Origin of the sequence: Sphingomonas fucosidasi, assembly GCF_036663855.1 — a bacterium.
Taxonomy (GTDB): Bacteria; Pseudomonadota; Alphaproteobacteria; order Sphingomonadales; family Sphingomonadaceae; genus Sphingomonas; species Sphingomonas faeni_B.
The window spans coordinates 256,553-277,805 of the sequence record NZ_JAXOJR010000005.1; the positions used below are offsets into that span (position 1 = coordinate 256,553).

Here is a 21,253-nt window from a genome sequence, read left to right on the forward strand (position 1 = left end):
CTTGCGGGGGAGGATCGATCAGGAGCTTACGGCCGGAACGCACCGATGCCGGCGATCGCCATCTTCGGCTGAGCGGTGGCGACCGTCGTGAAGCCGAGCATCAGGTACCGCGCCGATCGCGCCTTCGCGAAGGTAATGCGCTGCGTTGCCCGCGCATAGGCGATGTTGCCGAACTCGCCCTCGCCCGCTGGCGTCCAGGTCTTGCCGTCCTCGCTCGTCTCGACGCGGTAGCGGCCCGGCGGCCCGGCGTCGGGCAGCGCCTGACGGGTCGGCGTCAGGCTGAACCCGGCCACCTGATCCGCCTTGCCCATGTCGATCATCAGCATCACCACGCTCGTCGGCGTCGGCGCAGGCGTCGTCCAGACGGTCGCGAGATCGTCGTCGAGCACCGCCTCCGCACCGGGCAATCCGGGCTTGACCACGCCCGCCAGCGATGTCTCGCCCGCGAAATCCGGCTTGCCCGCCTTCATCGGCAGACTGTGCTGGATCGCGCCCGCGATCGTCCACCCGGTCTTCGAGATGATCTTGTTGCCCGTCGCCTGCGACGCCGCAACCGCGACCGGCGCGACGCTCAGGAACAGCGAAACCTCGGTGATCGCCGGGCACGCCGGTGCCTCAACGATCCGCAGCCGCACGCGCCGCGCCGTCACCGGCAGGGGCAGGCGGATGATCCGCTGCGCACCGATGCACTCGTGCACCGCAACCTCGCGCCACGCGCCCTTCGCGTCGGCCACATCGATCGCGAACTTCGTGACGCGCACGCCGAGCGCCAGCGCCTCGCGGATCCGGATCAGGTCGAAGCGGCGCCCCGGCGGCAGGTCGAGCACCAGCGACGGCGTCTTCATCGCATCCGGTGTGCTCCAATAGGTGTCGGGATTGCCGTCGAGCACGTTGGCCGGCGCGAACCGGGCGCCGCGCGACGGTCCGCTCGCGACCGCACCCTTCGCAAGATCGGTCTTGAAGCTCGCACGCAACGCATCGCCGAACGACTTCAGCGACGCGAGATCGGGCTCCGCGATCAGCCCGCGACGATCGGGCGGCAGGTTGAGCATCATGTTGGTGCCGCGCCCGACCGACTCGTCGTGGAACTGCATCAGCCGCTGCGGCGACTTCACCTGGAGGTCCTCGTCGGCATGATAGAACCAGCCCGGCCGGATCGACGTGTTCGTCTCGGCCGGCCACCAGAGCGGCGCACCGCGCACGCCCGAATTGCCCTCGCTCTGCACATACGGATGGTTCGGCATCGTCGGCCAGCACGGATCGCCCGCGCGCCCGTCCTCGTTCCCGACCCAGCGGATATCCGCGCCGAGCGGATCGAAGGTGCACGCCATCGGCTGCAATTTGTGGACCAGCGCGATGATCGACGGCCAGTTGTAATATTTCGGCGCATCGATCTTCCGCGCCTCTCGCGCGCCGCCATAATAGCCATCGCCGCCGTTCGCGCCGTCGAACCACACTTCGAACAGCTCGCCGTAATTGGTGCAGAGATCGGTCAGCTGCGCACGGAAATAGTCGATATACGCAGACGTGCCGTAATCGGCTCGGTTGCGGTCCCAGGGCGACAGATACAGCCCGTAGGCAATCCCGCCGCGGCGGCATGCGTCGCCCAGCTCGCGGACGATGTCGCCCTTGCCGCCCTTGTACGGGCTGTTGCGGATGCAATGCTCGGTAAGCCTGGTCGGCCACAGGCAGAAGCCGTCATGATGCTTGGCGGTCAGGACGAGGCCGGTCAGCCCCGCGCTTTTCGCCGCCGCGACGATCTGGTCCGGATCGAACGCGGTCGGATCGAACAGCTTGGGGTCCTCGTCGCCATACCCCCATTCCTTGTCGGTCCAGGTGTTCAACGTGAAGTGGACGAAGCCGTAGCGCTCGCGCTTGTGCCAGGCGAGTTGGCGGACGCTCGGCGTTGCGCCCCACGGAGCTGGTGCACCGACCGGGGCCGCGGCGTTCGCGCGACCGGCAGCAGCGGTAGCGAGCGTACCGGCGATCAACGCGCGGCGGTTCATATCCAAGGTCATCGCGAAACTCCGGTGGTTGCTGGCGGCCGATCGGCAGGCGCGCGGCCAAAATCACGGTTGGGTGTGTCGCCCATCTCGAACACGAGCCGACCGCCGCGCACGATATCGGCATGCGCAATCCAGCTTTTCGTCCAGGGCCGGCCGTTCCACGTGACCGACTGGACGTACGGCCGACCCGCCGCATTGCCGCGCGCCTCGACAACGAGAGTCCGGCCTGCGCCGACGCGCATCTCCGCCCGGTCGAACAGCGGCGAGCCCAGCACATAATTCGCGCTCACCGGATCGACCGGGTACAGCCCGAGTGCGCTCAGCACGAACCACGCGCTCATCTGCCCGCAATCGTCGTTGCCGATGATGCCGTCTGGATCGTCCTTATACATCTCGGTCAGCAACCGCCGGACCATGGCCTGCGTCTTCCACGCAGCACCACAATACGCGTACATATACGCGACGTGATGGCTCGGCTCGTTGCCATGCGCATATTGGCCGACCAGCCCGCTGATGTCGGGCGGCGCATCCTTCGGGAGGGTCGACGGCGCGTTGAACAGCCCGTCGAGCTTCGCCTCGAACTTCGCATCGCCGCCCATCGCCGCGATCAGGCCGTAGACGTCGTGCTGGTTGAGAAACGTCGCCTGCCAGCCGTTGCTCTCGGTATAATCGCGCCACTTCGACGCATGGCCCAGCGCGATCGGATCATAGGGCGTGGTCCATGTCCCGTTCTCGAGCTTCGGCCGCGCGAACCCGATCGACGCGTCGAACACGTTGCGCCAGTTCCCGCTCCGCTTGCGCAACTGCGCGGCATCGGCGGTCGCACCCGCAGCATCCGCCAGATGCGCCGAGGCGTAATCGTCATACGCATATTCGAGCGTGCGCGAGACCGACTCGAACACCGTGTCCGCGGGGATGTAGCCCATCGTGTCGTACGGCTTGATCCCGAGGCTGTTGTCCATCGTAGGCATCGCGAAATCGAACGACCGGCGCCGCACGTTCGGCCACGCCGCGGCATAGTTCGCGGGCACGCCCTTCGCGCGCGCCTCGGCCATCACCGACACCGAATGCCAGCCGATCATGCACCCCGTCTCGACCCCCTGCAACGGCCAGACCGGCGGGCCGTACGGGCTCTGCTGCGTCTGCCGGATCAGGTCGCCGACCAGCTCCGCGGTCCGCTCGCGCTCGATCAGCGTGAGCAACGGATGCAGAGCGCGATACGTGTCCCACATCGAATAGGAACTATACGCACGGTCCTTGCCGGTCACCGTGTGCACCTGCCGGTCGAGCCCGACATAACGCCCGTCGACATCCGAGAAGAGCGTCGGCGCGAGCTGTGCGTGGTACAGCGCGCTCGCCATGATCGTGCGCTGCGCCGCCGTACCACCCTCGACGCTGACGGCAGCGAGCGCGGGCGCCCAGCGCTTGGCGGCGTCGGCGCGATACCGGTCGAAATCCCAATGCCGCGCCTCGGCCGCAAGGTTCGCACGCGCGCCGGCGACGTCGACCGCGGAGATTCCGGTGCGGATCACGATCGGCGAGGCGCCGGCGTCGTCATAGTGCAGCACCGCCTTGACGCGCTTGCCCGCGACGCCTTTCGCACCCGCTGCCTGTGCGACGTCGCCATCGCCGTAGAAGACGATCCGGTCGGGTTTGCGCGACAACTGCATCGCAAAGTGGATCCGCCGCCCCTTCGCCCAACGGAACACGCGCCGGCTGCCGGTCAGCACGCCCGCGTCGTCGACGTTCAGCGAGGCATCGTCGATCAATACGCCGTGATCCCATTTGTCGAGGATCAAATGCGACAGATCGATCAGGATGTACCCCGCGCCAGCCGGGAAGACATGCCGCTGGATGCCGGTCCGCTCGGTTACGGTCAGCTCCGCGCGGACGCCCGATTCCAGCGTCACGCGGTAATATCCCGGCTCGGCATGCTCGGCCGAGAAGCGCTGGCGATACCCCGCATCGGGATTGGCGAGCGTACCGGGCGTCAACTGCACCGGCCCCCGCGTCGGCACCACTAGCACGTCGAGCATGTCGCCGATCCCGGTGCCCGACAGATGCGTATGGCTGAACCCCATGATCGACGTGTCGGTGCGGTGATAGCCCGAGCACGCATCCCAGCGCTCGACATCGGTATCGGGGCTGAGCTGCACCATCCCGAACGGCAAGGTCGCGCCCGGATAGGTGTGGCCATGACCGCCAGTCCCGACGAACAGATCGGGGGCAGTCTGCTGTCCACGCGGCGTGGCGGCGAAGGTCGCACGCGCGGTCAGCGCAAGCGCACCGCTCCCGGCGAGGAGCATACGGCGGGAAATGGTCATGCGCGGACTCCGAGCAGTGCGGGATTTTTGGCAGCGATGTCGACGATCAGTTCGCCGAACAGTCCGTTGGCCCAGGCGAACCACGACCGCGTGAATTTCGCGCCGTCGTCTTGGTTGAAGGATTCATGCATGAACCCAGTGCCGCCATGCGTCGCCTTCAGCGCTGCCAGCGACCGCGCGACGGTCGCGTCGTCGCCCATCTCGAGCGCGTTCAACGCATGCATCACGATCGACATCGGCCAGATCTCGCGCAAGCCAGTATGCGGACTCCCGATCCCCTCCGCCGCCTTGCCGGTGAAGAAATACGCGTTGTCCTTGCTCCACGCGCGCGCCGCGGTGCGCCGCCAGAGCGGATCGTCGGATTTCACCGCACCGAGATACGCAAGCCCCGACAGGCTCGGCACATTGGCGTCGTCCATGAAGATCGCGTTGCCATAGCCATCGACCTCATACGCCCAGACCGGCTGGCCGTCCGCGCCTTTAGTCAGCCCATGCAACCGCAGCGCCGCCTCGACCTCGTCGGCCAGCGCGGTCGCATCCGCCGCCAGCGCAGCATCCGGCCGGGCGCGCGTCGCGAGTTCCGCCAACTGGCGCAGCGCACGGACCGCGAAGATGTTCGACGGGATCAGGAACGGGAGCACGCACGCATCGTCCGAAGGCCGGAACCCGCAATGGATCAGCCCGACGGGTCGCGACGGCGGCCCGTATCCGTCGAGCGGCATGCTCTCGCCGACGATCGGCGACGACCGACGAAAGCGATACGGCCCCGGCCCACCTTTACGCTGCTGCTCGCGGAACGTCCGGATCGATGCGCGCGCGCCGTCCGCCCATAGCGCGTCGAACGGCACGGTGTCGCTGGTCGCATGCCAATACGCATGCGCGATCCACATCGGATAGCAGAGTGAATCCACCTCCCACTTCCGCTCGCCGACGCCCGGCTTCATCACCGTGTCGTCGGTCAGCGACCAGCTCAGATTGGTCTTCGCCGACGGATCGTGCATGAACGCGTTGGCGTACGGATCGATCAGGATGCACCGCGCCTGCCGCGCGATCAGCCCGCGGAACAGCGTCCGCAGCGCCGGGTCGCGCTTCGCCAGCGGCAGATACGGATGGACCTGCGCCGAGCTGTCGCGCAGCCACATGCAGTCGATGTCGCCGGTGATCACGAACGCATCGGGCTTGCCGTCGACCGCGCCCATGAACGCCGTCGTGTCGAGCGTGTTCGGGTAGCAATTCCCAAACATCCAGGCGAGTTCGGGATCGGCGATCTTTGCCGAAACGCGCGCGATCTCCGCCTCGACCGCAGCGCTGGTGTAGCGCCGATCGGCAAGCTTCGGACGCTTGCTGACGAACGACGGCGTGGCCGCCCGCAGCGGTCCGGCAAGCCCGAGCGCCGCGGCGCCCGCGATAAGCATCCGGCGGTCGATCATTTCGGCAGATCCTTGCTTTCCGTCACGGTGAAGACGGTATCGACACCCGGCCCGTCGCCCGGCTGGCCGCCGCCGATATGCAGCCGGTATTCGCCCGGCACGACGCGACGATTGCCCGCCGCATCGACGCTGCTCATGCCGCGAGGATCGATCGTGAACACCACGCTGCGGGTTTGCCCCGGCTTCACTGTCTCGCGCCTGAACCCGACGAGCTGGCGTTGCAGCACGGGATCGTTGAAGCGCGGCTTCACCGCCGGTTCGGGCGGCACGAGATACGCCTGCACCACTTCGTCCCCCCCAACCTTGCCGGTATTGCGCACCGGCACCTCGACGGTGAGGCTCTCGCCAGCGGCGATCGTGCTGCGCGCGAGTTTGGGCACAGCATAGGCGAACTGCGTGTAGCTCAGCCCATGCCCGAAGCCCCAGAGCGGCGTCCCCGTAAAGTAGCGATACGTCCGCTCGCGCATGTTGTAGTCGATGAACGCGGGCAGATCGCGCGTCTTCGCGTAGAACGTCACCGGCAGTCGCCCGCCCGGATTGCTCCTGCCAACCAGCGTATCGGCGATCGCCTGCCCGCCAGCCTGCCCCGGATACCAGCCGACCAGGATCGCGTCGGCATGCGCCTTCGCCCAGGTCATCGCGACCGCGCTGCCGGTCATCAGCACGACGACCAGCGGCTTGCCGGTCGCCTTGGCCGCTTCGAGCAACCGCACCTGCGCGGCGGGGAGCCCGATATCGGTCCGATCGCCGCCCGAGAACCCGGCGACCTCGATCTGCAACGCCTCGCCCTCGACCGCGGGCGACAGCCCGACGAACGCGACGATCGCATCCGCATCCTTGGCGACCGCAACCGCCTCGGCGACCTGCGCCTCCGCAGGCGCAGTCCAAGTAAGCCGCAGCCCCTGGTCCTCCCCGCTGTGCGCCAATTCGACGCGGATCGAATGCGCGCCCGCGGTTAGCGTCACCGCCGCCTCGACGTTATTCCCGCTGCCATCGTCATCGGCGACCAGCTTGTCGTCGATCCACAACCGCGAGGGATCATGCCCCTTGCAGTCGAAACAGCGCGGCACGTCGAGCCGGAACACATACTCGCCCGCGGCCGGCGCGGTGATCGTCCCGGTCCAGCGCACCGAGAACGACGCCGGATCGATCCCCGGCGCAGGCGCGGTGCGATCCCAGTCGACGTCGATCGTCCGGTCGGCGCGCACCACCGGCGTCCCCGCGAAATCGCTCCCGCGGAAATACTCGCCGCGCAGCGACAGCGCGGTATCGGGCACCGGCACCGGCACGCCCTCGGCGATGCTCGACCCCTGCGCATAGCGGACACCCGCAAACGACGTCCGCAGCGCCTTCAACGGCGTGATCGGTGCCGCGGCGGTACCATGATAATTCGCCTCCAGCACATCGACGCTGTCGGCGTTCGGCCCGATCACCGCGATTTTGGCGGAGGATTTCAGCGGCAGCACGCCGTTGTTCTGGACCAGCACCATCGCCTTCCGCGCCGCCTCCAGCGCCAGCGCGCGGTGCGCAGGCGTATCAAACTCGGTCGGCTTGATCCGGTCCCACGGGCTCGTCGCGCCGAACGCACCGCCGAGCATCCGCCGCACCGCGAACGTCCGCGTCAGGCTCGCATCGAGCGTCGCCTCGGGCACCAGCCCGCGCCGCACCGCGTCGCCGAGCGCCGCGTAGGTCTTGCCGCAATTGAAATCCATCCCAGCGGAAATCGCCGCCGCCGACCCGCTCGCATTATCGGGCCGATAATAATGGTAATTCGCGATATTCCCGACCGCGTCGCAATCGGACACGATCAGCCCCTTGAAGCCCCACTCCTTGCGCACCGTCTGGTCGAGCAACGGCGCCGACGCACACACCGGCACGCCGTGGATCGCGTTGTACGCGCACATCGTCGACAGCGCCTTGCCCTCGGTCAGCGCCATCCGGAACGCAGGCAGGAACGTCGCCTCGCGGTCGTGCGGCGAGATATCGACATCGAACCCGTCGCGCCCCGCCTCGGGACCGCTATGCGCAGCCAAATGCTTCGGCGTCGCGATGACCTTCGGGTGGGCCAAATCCGGCCCCTGCAACCCGCCAATGAAAGCCACCCCGAGCCTACCCGTCAGATACGGGTCCTCGCCATACGTCTCCTGCCCACGACCCCAACGCGGATCGCGGAAAATGTTGATGTTGGGCGACCAGATCGTCAGCCCCTGGTAGCGCGTCCGATCCCCCGCCGGCAGCGCATTGGACTTCGCCCGCGCCTCGGTCGACACGACATCGCCGACGCGCCGCAGCAGCGCCTCGTCCCACGTCGCGGCCAAGCCGATCGCCTGCGGAAACACCGTCGCGACGCCATTGCGCGCAAGCCCGTGCAGCCCCTCGTTCCAATAATCATACGCGGGCAAATTCAGCCGCGGGATCGCCGGCGCGACGCTCTGCAACTGCGCCGCCTTCTCGTCGAGCGTCATGCTCCGCACGGCTGGGTCGACCGTCTGCGCGAGCGCGGACGTGGCGAGCAGGGCAGCGAGCGGGGAAGCGAAGAGCGCATTGCGGATCATGATGTGGCCTTGGTCGGGACGGTCGCGCCGAACAGGCTGCGGACCGAGAGGGCATGTTGGAGCGTCGCGAGCGAAGCCTCGGAGCGGACCGAGATCGTCACGGTGTCGCCGGCGGCGAGGTCGAAGGCATTGTCGGACAGCGTCGCGTCGCAATCGCCGAAGTCGATCCAGACGCCGCGGGCAAGCGACCTGGCCGAGACGGTCAGCGTATAGCCGCCGGGGCTCGCGACGATGGTCGCCTTCAGCGCGGGATCGGCCAGCGCGACGTCTTTCGCCTTGGCGAAATAGACCAACTGCCGCGCGACGACCGTGCCATCCACGGTCACGTCCGCCACCGCGAAGGTCCGCGACGGATCCGCCTTGCCGAGCAGGTCGGCATCGGCGAACTTGCCCAGCGGCATCGCAGCGAGTGGCGCCGCGTCGACTGACCCACCGCGTTCCGACAGCTGCGTACCGTCGCGGTCGATCACGCGCAGACGCCAGCGCGCGGGGAACGCCTCGCGCTTGTCGGAGATCAGCGTGACGACGGTATTGCCCTTGATGTGCTGGGCGCCGATCGTAACCGGCGCATAGAAACGCCGGGCGCGGTAATGGCTCGCCTTCCAGCGATTGTGGAAGTCGATGCTGCCCCAGGCCTGCCCCGCCCAGATCGAATTGACCAGTCCGGGCCAGCTGTCGTTGAGCGTCCAGTACAGCGTGCCCATGTTCTGCGGACGCGATGCGCGCTGGTGGATCACCGCCATCTCCAGGCCTTCCGCCTGGAGCAGTTGCGACAGATAGATATAGTCGACGAACGATGTCGGCTCGCCGTAATCGGCGCGGATATAGCCGAGGATGCGGCCGTTGCCCTTGCCGCTGTCATACGCGCTACCGACGATCTGGACCGGCATGTCCTCCGGGCGACGCGCTCCCAGCATTTCGCGCGTGGCGCGCAGGCCGGGCATCGATTGCAGCCCGAATTCGGACATGAAACGGTTTTCGGTGGTCAGGTACTCCTCGAGCGGCGCGCGCGCCCAGACATCCCAGTAATGCACGTCGCCATCGGTCTTCACTTCGGAAATGCCGTCGTAATCGGTGGTCGGCGAACCGCCCCAATAAGGCGTGCTCGGCGACAGCGTGTTGACGACCGCGCGCAGATCCTTGTCGAACAATCGGCGGAGGTGCGCGCCGAACGCCTCCTGCCCATCGGCCCCGAGCGCACGCGCGAAGGACTTGCGGTCGCTCCAATTGTCCCACCCGGTCTGGACCTCGTTATTGCCGTTCCAGATCACCAGCGAGGGGTGATCGCGCAGCCGCCGGACCTGGTCGATCGCCTCCAGCCGCGTGCTCTCGCGCAGCGCAGCGTCGTTGGCGGGCAGCGCGTTGCCGAACATGAAATCCTGCCACAGCATCAGACCCAGCCGGTCGGCCTTGGCGAACACCGCATCGTCGGGATAATAGCCCCCGCCCCAGATCCGCAGCATGTTCATGTTCGCCGCGACCGCCGCCTCCAGCACCGCATCGGTGCGCGCCGCGGGGACGCGCGACGCGATGCTGTCGGCAGGCTCGAGGTTCGCGCCCTTGGCGAAGATCGGCACGCCGTTGATCACGAACGCCATGCCGCGCCCCCAGCGATCCGGCTCGCGGCGCAGTTCGACGGTGCGCAAGCCGATATCGTGCGTCGCGGTGCCGAGCACGCGCCCCGCTTCGGTGACCGTCGCGGTGACCGCGTACAGATCGGGCTTGCCGTACCCGACCGGCCACCAGCGCTTCGGGCGTTCGATCCGGACCGGCAGCACCACCGGGTTCAGCCCCGCGAACAGAGTCACGCGACGGTCGAGCCGTTGCATCGTGCCGTCGGGGCCGGCGATATCCACGCGCACGTCGACGGTGCGCGGTGTCGCGGCGTCGATCTCCACGGCCGCATCGAGCACCGCGACGCTGTCGTCGAGATGCACCTGCGCGACATGGAAGTCGCTCAGGCGGAGACCGTCATACGCCTCGATCCGGACCGGCTTGCCGATGCCGATCGTGACGATCCGCGGCGCGAAGTCCCAACCATAATGATAGGCCGCCTTGCGCACGTAATTCGCGGTCTGGCAGCCCTTGGGCTCGTCGCCGAACGCCGTGTCATAGGCGCCCGGCAGCGGCACCTTCTCGGCCAGCGCGCGTGGCAGGAGCTTGCGGATCGGCGACTCGAACTCGATCTCGATGACGTTGCGGCCCGGCTTCAGCAGCGCCTTCGCCGCGACCCGCCAGTTGCGGAACATGTTGTCGGCGCGAAGCACCGCCGTCCCGTTGACGCGGACGGTCGCGAACGTGTCGAGCCCGTCGAAGGCGAGATCGACATTCGCGCGCGCCAGCGTCGCCGGATCCAGCGTGAAGACGGTCCGATATTGCCAGTCGGACAGCCCGACCCATTGCGCGGCACGTTCACCCTCGCCGACCCACGGATCGGCGAGCAAATGCGCGGCAAGCAGGTCGGTCTGCACCGATCCCGGCACGCGTGCGGGCAACCAGCGCGTCGCCGCCTTGTGCGCGGCCGCGTTGGCATCGCCCGGTGCGAGGCGAACCTCCCATCCGGTATCCAGCACGCGCGTGATCGGCCCCGCCGCGGGCCGCGCCGCGGGTTCCGCGAGCGCCGGGGCCACCATCGCGAGGCCGATCACGACCAGCAGGATTCGACCGACGCGGATCACTTGGGAACGACTTGCCCGGCCAGTGTCCGGATCGTCAGCGCACGTTTCAGCGCCGCCGTCGACGTTTTGGACGCTACAGTCACCGTAACGGTCTCCCCCGGCAGCAGATCGAACGCATTGTCGGAGGGCGTCGCCTCGACCTTGCCGAAGTCGAGCCACACCGCGCGCGCCAGCTTGGTCGCGGTCAGTGTCAGGCGATCGCCTTCCCATGTCGCGGTCAGGCCCGGATCGGGCAGCGTCATTGTCTTGGGGGCCGCCGACAGCAGCGTGCGCGAGACGACGCGGCCACTTACCAGCAATTCCGCCACCGCGATCGTCCGCGCTGGATCGCCGCCCGCGAACAGCGTCGCATCGGGCAACGTCGCGACAGCCGTTGCGGACAATGGCGCGACCGTCGCCGGCGTCTCGCTCGTTGCAAGCACCTTCCCGTCGACGTCGAGCGTCCGCATCCGCCACACCGCCTCGGTCGGCGTCGTCGCGTCGGAGATCAGGCTGATTTTGGTCGACCCGTCCTTGCGCTCGGCGGCGATCGCCAGCGGCGCGTAGAAATGCCGCGCGCGGAATTGCAGCGCCTTCCAGCGACCGTAATAATCGATGCTGGCCCATGACGCGCCCGGCCAGACGTCGTTGATCTGCCAGAACAGCGATCCCATCGTCACCGGCCGGCAAGCGCGGTGATGCAGCGCAGCGAGTTCGATCCCCTCGGCCTGCATCACCTGGCTGAGATACACGAACTCGGCGAAGTCGCGCGGCTCGCGGTATTTCTCGCGGATGTAGAACAGCAGCCGGTCGTTGCCCTCGCCCTTGAGGAACTTCTGGTGCGCCTTCATCACCGGCGAGGTCGGCGAGAAATCGGCGTCGGTCGCAAACGTCCGGATCGTCTTCATCTCGGGCATCGACTGGAGGCCGTATTCGGACATGAACCGCGGGCAGCTGTCGAGATACGCCTCGACCGGTTTCTTGCCGCCCCAGACGTCCCAATAATGCCGGTCGCCATCGCCATCGATGTCGGGCTTGTCCTCGTAGTTGCTGCTCGGCGAGCCCGGCCAATAGACCGCGTCGGGATCGCGGCGCTCGGCGGCATCGCGCAGCACGCGGTCGAAGATCACCGCCATGCCGACGCCGATCCGCTCCTGCTCGTCCGCACCGACCGCCTTCTTGTACGCGATCCGGTCGGACCAGTTCGCCCAGCCGCTGAGCACTTCGTTGTTGCCCGCCCACAGCACGATCGAGGGATGCGCCTGGAGCCGGTCGACCTGTTCCTCCGCCTCGATCCGGACGGTCTCGCGGAAGTCGCGGTCGGGCGGTGTGACGGACCCACCGAACATGAAGTCCTGCCACACCATCAAGCCCATCTGGTCGGCGATGTCGTAGAACGCGTCGTCGAGATAATAGCCGCCGCCCCACACGCGGATCATGTTCATGTTCGCGTCGCGCGCGCCGGCCATGACGGTGCGGATCTGGCTCTCTGGCACGCGCGCGGGAAACATGTCGAACGGGATCAGGTTCGCGCCCTTGGCGAACACCGGGATGCCGTTGACGACGAACGCGAAGCCACGCCCCTGCGCGTCCTTCTCGCGGCGCAGTTCGACGGTGCGCAGGCCGGTGCGGCGCTGGACGGTGTCGATCGTCGCGGTACCGTCGGTCAGCGTGGCCTTGACGGTATAGAGCGGTTGCGCGCCATAGCCCGCCGGGAACCAGCGCTGAGGATTGGCTATGCTCACCGGCACCGCGACATGACTCGCGCCCGCCGCGACCGTGACGGTCCGTGCCGCCTGAGTCACCTGACCGTCGGGCCCGGTCACCGCGACCTGCACGGTGACGGGGCGCTCCTCGTCCGCGACCACGTCGAGTTCGGCCGACAGCCGCGCCTCGGTCTTCGTCAGCGCTTCCTGCGTCACGCGAAACGCCTCGATCCGCGCGTCGTCCCACGCCTCGATCCGCGCCGGACGCCAGATCCCCTGCGTGACGATCCGCGGGCCCCAGTCCCAGCCATATTGGTATTTCGGCTTGCGGATATAGGGCGAGGTCTGCTTGCCCATCGGCTCGTCGCCGTAGATCGAGTCATATTCGCCGGGCAGCGGATGCGCGGTCTTCAGCACCATCGGCTGCAACGTCCGGATCGGCGATCGGAACGTCACGAGCAGGTCATTCGCACCCGGCTTCAACACCGCCTTGACCGGCACGCGCCAGCGCCGATGCGCGTTGTCCGCCGCCAGCAGCTTGGTCCCGTTCAGCCGCACCTCGGCAAAGGTATCGAGCCCGTCGAACACGAGATCGACATGATGGCGCGCAAGCTGTTCGGCGGTCATCCGCAAGGTCGTGCGATACTGCCAGTCGGTCAGCCCGACCCACTGGATCTTCGCCTCGTTCAGGCCCTTGTACGGATCGGGCACGATCTTCGCCGCCATCAGGTCGGTCTGCGCACTGCCCGGCACGGTCGCGCGGAGCCAGCGTGCCGCCTTGGGATGAGCCTTGGCCGCAGCCGTGTCGGCCGGATCGATCCGCATCGACCAGCCGCTGTCGAGCGCGACGCTGGTGCGTGGTGCGGCCCAAACGGGGGTGGCGGCGCTCGCGAGCAGGAGAAGTACAGTCCAACGCATCAGTTCGTCTCCGTCAGCTGCATCGATTCCACCGCGTAGATCGGTGACTCGAGCGACTGGGTAAATTGCAGGCAAAGGTCGGCGTCACCCTTCCCCTCGGGGAGTTTGCCGCGGAACGTCATGCGGTTGGCGCTCGTCGCCGGGTCGGGCAGCGGGAAGGTCGCGGCGATCGTCCCCTTGCAGCCGCCCGCGCGCACGACGAGTTCGCCGTACGTCGTCACCGCATAATGCGGCACCAGCTTGCTCGCATCGTGCGCCAGCCCGTAATGCCGTGCGAGCCGCGCGACGTCGACGCTGAAGCCACGCGCCACATCGAGCGGCGCGGCCGGATACATCGTGCACGAATCGAAGATGTTGATGTTGTACACCGGCGCCAGCGCGGTCGCCTCCGCGGTCAGCGGTACGCGCAGGTTGAGCGACCCGCCCGGACACGCGACCATCTCCGAATTCGACCGGCGCAACAGCGCCGCACGGCTCGTCTCGAACAGCCGCGGCACCGCAGTCGGGCGCCCGTCGCTGGTGAACGCAGCCGCGCGAACGACGACGCCAGGCTTGAGCGACAGCGGCGACGCATAGGCCTTCGACCGCGCGGTCGGCGCCTTGCCGTCGAGCGTGTATCGGATCGTGCCATAGCCCGCCTGCGTCGCCAGCGTGACCGGCACCTTGCGCGCCCGCAGCGCATCGCCGCGCGTGCCCTGCACCGCGAAATCGACCGCGAACGCGCTGTCCGCCGCCGCGATTCCGGCCCGCGCATACCGCCCCATCTGAGGCTCCAGCCGCGCGACGAAGCCTGCATAATCCTGCGTGGTTTTCGGCGACCATGTCCGCTCGGCCAGCGCCGACAATCGCGGGAACGTCGCGTGCTGCAATTGTTCGGACGTCACGAAATACTCGCTGAACGCATTGATCTGCGCGCCCATCACATGCTGCGCCTTGTCGGGTGCGAGCCCCTTCGGCTCGGGGTCGTATTTGTAGAGATCGGCGAGCGTCACGATCGCATCGCCGCCCGAGATCCGGCCCGCCGGCTCGTCGCTACGCGTGCTCTGCAAGCTGTCGAGATACAGCGTGGGCGCGGGACTGAGCACCACGTCATGGCCCTGATTGGCGGCCTCGACCGCGCCCTTCTCGCCACGCCACGACATCACCGACGCGGACGGCGGCAAACCGCCCTCCAGGATCTCGTCCCACCCGATCATGCGGCGGCCGTGCTTTGCCAGATACTCGCCGAGCTGGTCGATCATCCAGCTCTGCATCTGCATCTCGGTCTTCAGCCCGAGCGCCTTCATCTTGGCCTGCACCGCGGGCGACCGCTCCCATTGGTCCTTCACCGCCTCGTCGCCACCGAGATGGATGAACTGCGACGGAAACACGTCCATCAGCTCGTCGAGGACATGCTTGATGAAGGTCATGCTGCGGTCCTCCGGGCTGAACAGCCACGGGTTCACGCCCCAGTCGTGGCTGACCGCGGGACGATCGCCGAGCACGCCGACCTCCGCCGGATAGGACGCCACCGCCGCTTGCGCATGCCCCGGCAGGTCGATCTCCGGGACCACCGTGATCGCGCGATCCTTCGCATAGGCGACCAGCGCCTTCAGTTCGGTCTGCGTATAGAATCCACCGACCTTCGGCCCCGGCGCACCACCGCTCGACGGCGGCGTGCGCCAGGCGCCGATCCGCGTCAGATCGGGATAGCGCTTGATCTCCATCCGCCAGCCCTGATCGTCGGTCAGATGGAGATGGAGTACGTTCATCTTCTGCGCCGACAGCTGATCGACCATCGCGTACAACGTCGCCATCGGCACGAAATGCCGCGCCGGATCGATCATCAACCCGCGCCATTTGAAGCGCGGCGCGTCGCGGATCGTCATCGCCGCCAGCGTGACCGGCTTACCGATCGCCGCATCGGGGCTGAGCAACTGCGCCAGCGTCATCGCGCCGTGGACGAGGCCCGCATCACCGCTCGCCGCGATCGTCACGCCGTTCGTGTCGACGGTCAGCACATAGGCTTCGTCACCCGCGACGCCTGTATCCCGCACGAACCGGATCGGCCCAGCGCCCGCCTCGCCCGTCAGCGTCAGTCCGCGCACGACCTTAACCTGCTGCACCAGCAACTGCGCCGCCGTCTTCGCTCCCGCATCGCCAGCGACGATCCCCGCACCGTCGGCGATCGTCAGCGCTCCCGCCTGCGTCTCGATCGATGCTGGCGCAGGAATCAGTGGGGCAATCAGCTTCGGGCCCTCGGCCAGCGCCGCGGAGGACGTCATCAACAGCGCGAATGCGAGCGGGCGGAAACGGATCATGAAGGAGCCTTCGGCAATTGCGCAGGATCGGGCGGATAGGCGGCCGACCCCGCCTTGAACGGTTCATAGTCGCGGACGACGCCGCCGGCGCGCGCGCCCTCCGCGGTCAGGATATCGACCGTCACCGTGACGGGCGAAAGACGACGCGCCCACGATGCGGAGACCTTCGCTGTGCCACCCGGCGCGATCACCGGCAGCGCCTCCTCGCCCTCGCCGAGCAGCACGCGATCGCCGCCCATCGCGCGCCAGTGGAGGCGCGCACCGATCAGCGGATAGGACGGCAACGCATCCTTCGCGGCACCCATGACGGTCGCGATGAAGCCGGTCGGCGTCTCCCCCGCCATCGTCAGGTCGACGGTCGCCGACACCGCGCGGTTGGCGGCCTCCCACGCGAAATAGCTTGGGCGACGCTGGCGATCGGGATCGACCAGCCCGTGATCGACATAGCCGTCCGCAAGCCCCGCAAAGAGGTTCTTGTTCGACCGGTAATCCGAATAGCTCCAGAAGATCGCGCCACCTACCCAAGGCCGCGTCGCGAATGCCGCGAGTTGATCCTTGAGGTTTTCGGTGCGCGCCACGTCCGCGCTCGCGCTGTCCTTCGAGAACGGCCCGGGCCAGCCGAATTCCGATATCACCAGCATCCGGTCCGGATAGGCCTTTCCGAACGCGTCGAGCCACGGACCGACGCCCGACGCCGCGCCACTCCAGGTGCCGAAATAGGCGTTGGCCATGACGAAATCGGCCTCGACCAGTGCGGGCACGCGGACCGGCCGGATCGCGATCTCGGAATCCGCGAAGGTCACGAACCGGCCGGGATCGATCGCATTGATATGCGCCTTCATGGCCTTCACGAACGCGAGCCCCTGCGGCGTCGCGGCCTCGCTCTCGTTCATCACGCTCCAGGCGAGCACGCTCGGATGATTGCCGCTCTCGGCGATCATCTCGGCCATCATCGCCTTGGCGCGGACCAGCAGCCGCGGATCGCCCAACTGCGCCGCGGTCATCTGCCAGATCGGGATCTCGGGAATCAGCAGCATGCCCGCGCGGTCCGCCGCATCGAACACGCTCTGCGGCTGCGGGTAATGCACCGGCCGCGTCAGCGTCACGTGCAGCGCGGCGAGATCGCGCATGTCGTGCAGGATCGTCCCGCGCGTTTCGGCGGCACCCTCCCACGGCGAATCCTCATGCCGCGTCACGCCGGTGAGGCGCACCGCGACGTCGTTGACGTACAGCCGCCGGTCGCGGAGCGCGAGCGTGCGCAGGCCTATGGTATCCTCGCGCCGGTCGAGCACCACACCCTTCTCGTCGCGCAACTCGGCGACGATCCGGTACAGCTTCCCTGCACCGATCTGCCACCGCTGCGGCTTCGTGATCGCCAATGCTGCGTCGGGCGTCGCCGCCGAAGACGCGGCCACCGTCACGCTCTCGGACGCGCGCGCAACCTCGCGGCCATCCGGATCGATCGCGATCGTCGTCAGTCCGTAGGTATGCGTCTTCGCGTCGATATTCTCGATCGCGACGCCGCTGGTGACGGTCGCGCTATCGGCGCGCAAAACCTGGCGAATCCGCTGGCGGCGGATCAGCCCGCCCTCGGCGATCCGCAGCGACACGTCGCGCGTGATCCCGCCGCTATGCCACCAGTCGTACCAGACGTTCCCCGAACCCTGGAGACGCATCGCATAGCCGGGAATCGTCGCAAACCCCGGCCGATCGTCGGCGGACACGACGATCCGGTTCGCGCCCGGCTTCAACACCTTCGAAACGTCGATATCGAACGCGGTATGCCCGCCCTCGTGGGTTCCGACGAGCGTCCCGTTCACCCACACCCGCGCGGCGTAGAACACCGCGTCGAAATGCAGTTCGAGATGCTTGCCGACGATCGCCTCGGGCACCACCAGCGTCCGCGCATACCAGCCGACGCCCTCGGCACCCGCACCGCGCGACAGCGGCCAGCTATGCGGGACGACGACGCTTTCCGCGCCCGCCGGATCGGTCTTCAACCACGCCGGATCGGCCGGCGCATCCTTCGCCAGCCAGAAACTCCACCCCACATCGAGGCCGATCTGTTCCGCCGCGGCGGGCAGCGGCACCGATAGCGGCACCAGCAGCAGGACGGCCGAGGCGAACCCGACACCGTAATGTCCGATCCGCCGCAACCCTGCCCTGATACATCCCGATATCATGCGTGCCGTCGTACTTCCGTCGAGGAGGGTGGCGCGCCGTTTTCGGCGCGCCCAGACGTCACATCCGGAACGATACCGATGCCGCAAAGGTGCGACCGTTCTTGTAGAACGCGGTCGGACGATCGCGCGTCGTATTATACTGGAGATAGGTCGCGTCGAGCAGGTTCTGCGCGTTGACCGACAGCGTGATCGCCGGCGTGATGTTGAACCCGGCCGAGAAATCGAGCTGGTTGTACGGTGCCACCATCTCGCGCGATCCCAGACGACCGATCGTCCGGAAATACGCGGTGCGGTAGTTGTAGCTCAGCCGCGCCTGGAACGGCCCACTCTCGAAATACGGGATGATGTTGACCGTGTGCTTCGACAGATACGGCAGGTTGAGCTCGGCGCCGGTCACGTCGATCGACGAAGTGCTGCTGTCCTGGTACGAATAGTTCGCCTGGAGACCGAAGCCGCCCCAGATCTCCGCCTGGCCCGAGACGAGCGCGCCGTTGACCTTCGCCTTGGCGCCGTTGATCGGCTGGCTGACGTTGTAGGTCGTGATCCGGTTCTGCAGCGCGTTGAAGTAATCGACGTTCTGGCGCGAGCTGATGATGTAGTTCTCGATATCGCGACGGAACAGCTCGACCGCGAGCAGCGTACCGGCGCGCGGATACCATTCCGCGGTCAGTTCGTAGTTGGTCGACTCATACGGCTTCAGGTTCGGGTTGCCGCCGCCGCCATCCAGCGTCGTGTCGTTGAGCGTCGTCGCCGCCGCCAGATCCTGATAGCGCGGCCGTGAGATCACGCGCGCCACGGCGCCGCGGATGATCACCTGCGGGTTGACCGAATAGGCGATGTTGAGGCTCGGCAGGAACTTCATATAGTCGGTCGAGGTCCGCGTCGGCACCGGCTGCGGGTTGACGACCCCGCTTGGCGTCGTCGCGAAGTTCGACACATCGCGGGTGTAGACCAGACGCCCACCGATGTTGCCGCGGAACCCGCCCTGGTCGAAATTCGCCTGTGCGTAGGAGGCGATGACCGTCTCCTTGACCTTGGTCGACGCGCCGACCTTGGTCACCAGCGGGCTGTTGATCGCACCGGCGAGGATGTCGATCACCGACTGCTCGGGCAGATTGAGATAGCTGGTGGCGTTGCCGAGGCCCCCGCTGCCATCGAACGTGCCGCTCGGCGTGAGCGATACGGGAACGCCGAGCTGCGCGATCGTCTGCGAGCTGGTCAGGTAGGTGTTGACGCCGCGTGCATCGATCTTGTTGACGTGATCGGTCACCCGGCTGCCGAGCAGGATCTCGGTGAACGGCCCGAACGAGACCGGGATCGTCGCGTCATAGCCGCCGAAGATGTCGCGGTCGGTCGTGACGCTGTAGTCGAGCCCACCGATCTGCGCAGCGTTCAGCTGCGTGCCGTTGATGACGACCGGGCGGCCCTCGATCTGCGCGGGGTTGTTGTTCGGGTTGGTGAAATAGTTCGCCGGATCGGTCTGGTCGCCGACGAAGTTCACCGTCGCGGTCGTGTCGGTGAAGGCATAGCTGTACGGCAGCTTGGTCTGGACGTTGAACAGATATTCCGGGTTACGCCCGCCGGTCGCCTTGCTCCAGCCACCCGCGAACGACACCTTGGCACCACCATCGCCCTCATAATCGGCGAAGAAGTTGAGGTTGTCGGTCTTCAGCTTGGTCTTGCGTACCAGCGTGTCGAGCTGTGCGGATTGGCTGTTCGCGGCACCGAACGATGCGCCGGTGACGACGCCATTGCTGATCGTCGCCGACTGCAACACGTCGCCGGTCCAGGCGCCGGGGATGGTGTACATCGACTGGCTGGAATTGTTGTAGTTGCCGTCGATGTGCAGGCCGTTGAGCGTGAACGTCAGATCGGACGACGGACGATACTGGACCGTTCCCGACACGCTCTTGCGCTCGCGCGTCTGCTGGAAATACGCATAGTTGATCCCGAACGGCGACGCCGCGTTGTAGAGATCGGCGATCGTGCCGCCGGTGATGGTCGCGCCCGGGCTCTTCAGGCTCAGCGTGCCGTCCTGCGCACGGTTGACGAACGGGCTGTTGCGCGTGCCGTCCGCATTCGCCGCGACGTTGTCATAGCCAAAGAACTCGACACCCGAGCGCGTCAGGCTCTGCTTGTCGTAAGTCGCGGCGACGAGGATGCCGAACGTCTCGTCCTTGTTCTTCCAGCTGTACAGACCCGAGCCGCGGACATTACCCTTGTCCGAACGGTCATTGTACGAATAGCCGCCCGAAGCGAAGATCGCGTTGGCCTTCAGGTCGAGCGGGCGACGCGTGCGGACGATGACCGTACCGCCCAGGCTGCCTTCCTCGATCCGCGGCTCGGGCGACTTGTAGACCTCGAGGCGGTCGACCAGCTCGGGCGCGAGCAGCGAATAGTTGAACGTGCGGCTCGACGGATCGTTGTCGTTGCCACCCCAATCCGCCGAGGCCAGCGCATGGCCATCCAGCAGCATGCGGTTCAGCGCAGGATCGGTACCGAGAATTGCGACCTTCTCGCCCTCGCCGAAGCGACGGTCGATGCTGACGCCGGGGATGTGCGACAATGATTCAGCGACGTTGCGATCGGGGAACTTGCCGATGTCCTCGGCGGAGATCACGTCGACGACCGCGTTGGCGTTACGCTTAACCGCAATCGCGCTCCGCAAACTCCCGCGGATACCGGTGACGACGATGTCCTGGTCGGCATCGACGGTGGCGGGTACACCATTCTGCGTATCCGAACCGGCAGGCGTTGTCGTTGGGGGCGTGGTCGTCGGGGGCGTGGTCGCGACCTGCGCCATCGCCGATGGGGCGAAGAGGGAACCTGCAAGACCGAACGTGATCGCGCTCGACGCCAACAAAACCTGCTTACGGAAAACCATCGTCAAAGCCCCTTCCCAATCGACGCCGCGGCGTCATCCCGACCCGGAAACTCCGCGTCACATCCACCCTTACCGCTGGTACTATTTTGGTCGCTATATGTGCGGTCTGGTACGGATATCGTATAACCAATTTGATTACGAAATCCATCGGTAATTACAGTTTGGTTACCATGCGGCGGAACTTTTGCGACGATCGGTTAAGTCGCTGTTTAATCGGGATTTATATGTGACGAACCCGTTCGGGGTGGATTGGCGACCGTCCAGGATCGGTCATGGTCGCAATACCTTTT

At 66.8% G+C, this 21,253-nt stretch carries 9 protein-coding genes; all 9 read right to left on the reverse strand.

All coding sequences use genetic code 11. From position 1 onward, the window contains the following. Nucleotides 1–26: 26 nt before the first annotated feature. The 9 genes from U1737_RS11160 to U1737_RS11200 are packed head-to-tail and all read right to left on the reverse strand — an operon-like array spanning nt 27 to nt 20,963. A complete protein-coding gene (locus U1737_RS11160; RefSeq protein WP_332796836.1) occupies nt 27–2,018 on the reverse strand; it encodes an alpha-L-fucosidase in 1,992 nt (663 codons plus the stop codon). Beyond that, nucleotides 2,015–4,330 (reverse strand): GH92 family glycosyl hydrolase, encoded by a 2,316-nt coding sequence (locus U1737_RS11165; RefSeq protein WP_332796837.1) that lies wholly within the window; start codon nt 4,328–4,330, stop codon nt 2,015–2,017. Before U1737_RS11165 ends, U1737_RS11160 begins: the two co-directional genes overlap by 4 nt. After that, nucleotides 4,327–5,760: a glycoside hydrolase family 125 protein gene (locus U1737_RS11170; protein WP_332796838.1), complete on the reverse strand. Its 1,434-nt coding sequence runs from the start codon at nt 5,758–5,760 to the stop codon at nt 4,327–4,329. Before U1737_RS11170 ends, U1737_RS11165 begins: the two co-directional genes overlap by 4 nt. Next, on the reverse strand, nt 5,757–8,315 hold the full coding sequence (locus tag U1737_RS11175) for a glycoside hydrolase family 3 protein (RefSeq protein WP_332796839.1): 2,559 nt from the start codon (nt 8,313–8,315) through the stop codon (nt 5,757–5,759). The genes U1737_RS11170 and U1737_RS11175 overlap by 4 nt, the downstream gene beginning before the upstream one ends. Then, the gene (locus tag U1737_RS11180) at nt 8,312–10,993 is read right to left on the reverse strand and encodes a beta-mannosidase (protein WP_332796840.1); all 2,682 of its coding nucleotides are present in this window, start codon (nt 10,991–10,993) and stop codon (nt 8,312–8,314) included. Before U1737_RS11180 ends, U1737_RS11175 begins: the two co-directional genes overlap by 4 nt. Next, nucleotides 10,990–13,596: a beta-mannosidase gene (locus U1737_RS11185; protein ID WP_332796841.1), complete on the reverse strand. Its 2,607-nt coding sequence runs from the start codon at nt 13,594–13,596 to the stop codon at nt 10,990–10,992. Before U1737_RS11185 ends, U1737_RS11180 begins: the two co-directional genes overlap by 4 nt. Beyond that, the gene (locus U1737_RS11190) at nt 13,596–15,896 is read right to left on the reverse strand and encodes a beta-N-acetylhexosaminidase (protein ID WP_332796842.1); all 2,301 of its coding nucleotides are present in this window, start codon (nt 15,894–15,896) and stop codon (nt 13,596–13,598) included. The genes U1737_RS11185 and U1737_RS11190 overlap by 1 nt, the downstream gene beginning before the upstream one ends. Continuing rightward, complete coding sequence (locus tag U1737_RS11195) at nt 15,893–18,079, reverse strand: glycoside hydrolase family 2 protein (protein WP_332796843.1); 2,187 nt, start codon at nt 18,077–18,079, stop codon at nt 15,893–15,895. Before U1737_RS11195 ends, U1737_RS11190 begins: the two co-directional genes overlap by 4 nt. A gap of 58 nt (nt 18,080–18,137) precedes the next feature. Continuing rightward, entirely contained in the window at nt 18,138–20,963 is a 2,826-nt protein-coding gene (locus U1737_RS11200; RefSeq protein WP_248522565.1) for a TonB-dependent receptor, read from the reverse strand. Nucleotides 20,964–21,253: the final 290 nt, after the last annotated feature.

Bases quoted from the DNA above. Each gene is read 5' to 3' on its own strand.
- U1737_RS11160 (WP_332796836.1), bottom strand. From the start codon at position 2,018: ATGACCTTGGATATGAACCGCCGCGCGTTGATCGCCGGTACGCTCGCT.
- U1737_RS11165 (WP_332796837.1), bottom strand. From the start codon at position 4,330: ATGACCATTTCCCGCCGTATGCTCCTCGCCGGGAGCGGTGCGCTTGCG.
- U1737_RS11170 (WP_332796838.1), bottom strand. From the start codon at position 5,760: ATGATCGACCGCCGGATGCTTATCGCGGGCGCCGCGGCGCTCGGGCTT.
- U1737_RS11175 (WP_332796839.1), bottom strand. From the start codon at position 8,315: ATGATCCGCAATGCGCTCTTCGCTTCCCCGCTCGCTGCCCTGCTCGCC.
- U1737_RS11185 (WP_332796841.1), bottom strand. From the start codon at position 13,596: ATGCGTTGGACTGTACTTCTCCTGCTCGCGAGCGCCGCCACCCCCGTT.
- U1737_RS11190 (WP_332796842.1), bottom strand. From the start codon at position 15,896: ATGATCCGTTTCCGCCCGCTCGCATTCGCGCTGTTGATGACGTCCTCC.
- U1737_RS11195 (WP_332796843.1), bottom strand. From the start codon at position 18,079: ATGATATCGGGATGTATCAGGGCAGGGTTGCGGCGGATCGGACATTAC.
- U1737_RS11200 (WP_248522565.1), bottom strand. From the start codon at position 20,963: ATGGTTTTCCGTAAGCAGGTTTTGTTGGCGTCGAGCGCGATCACGTTC.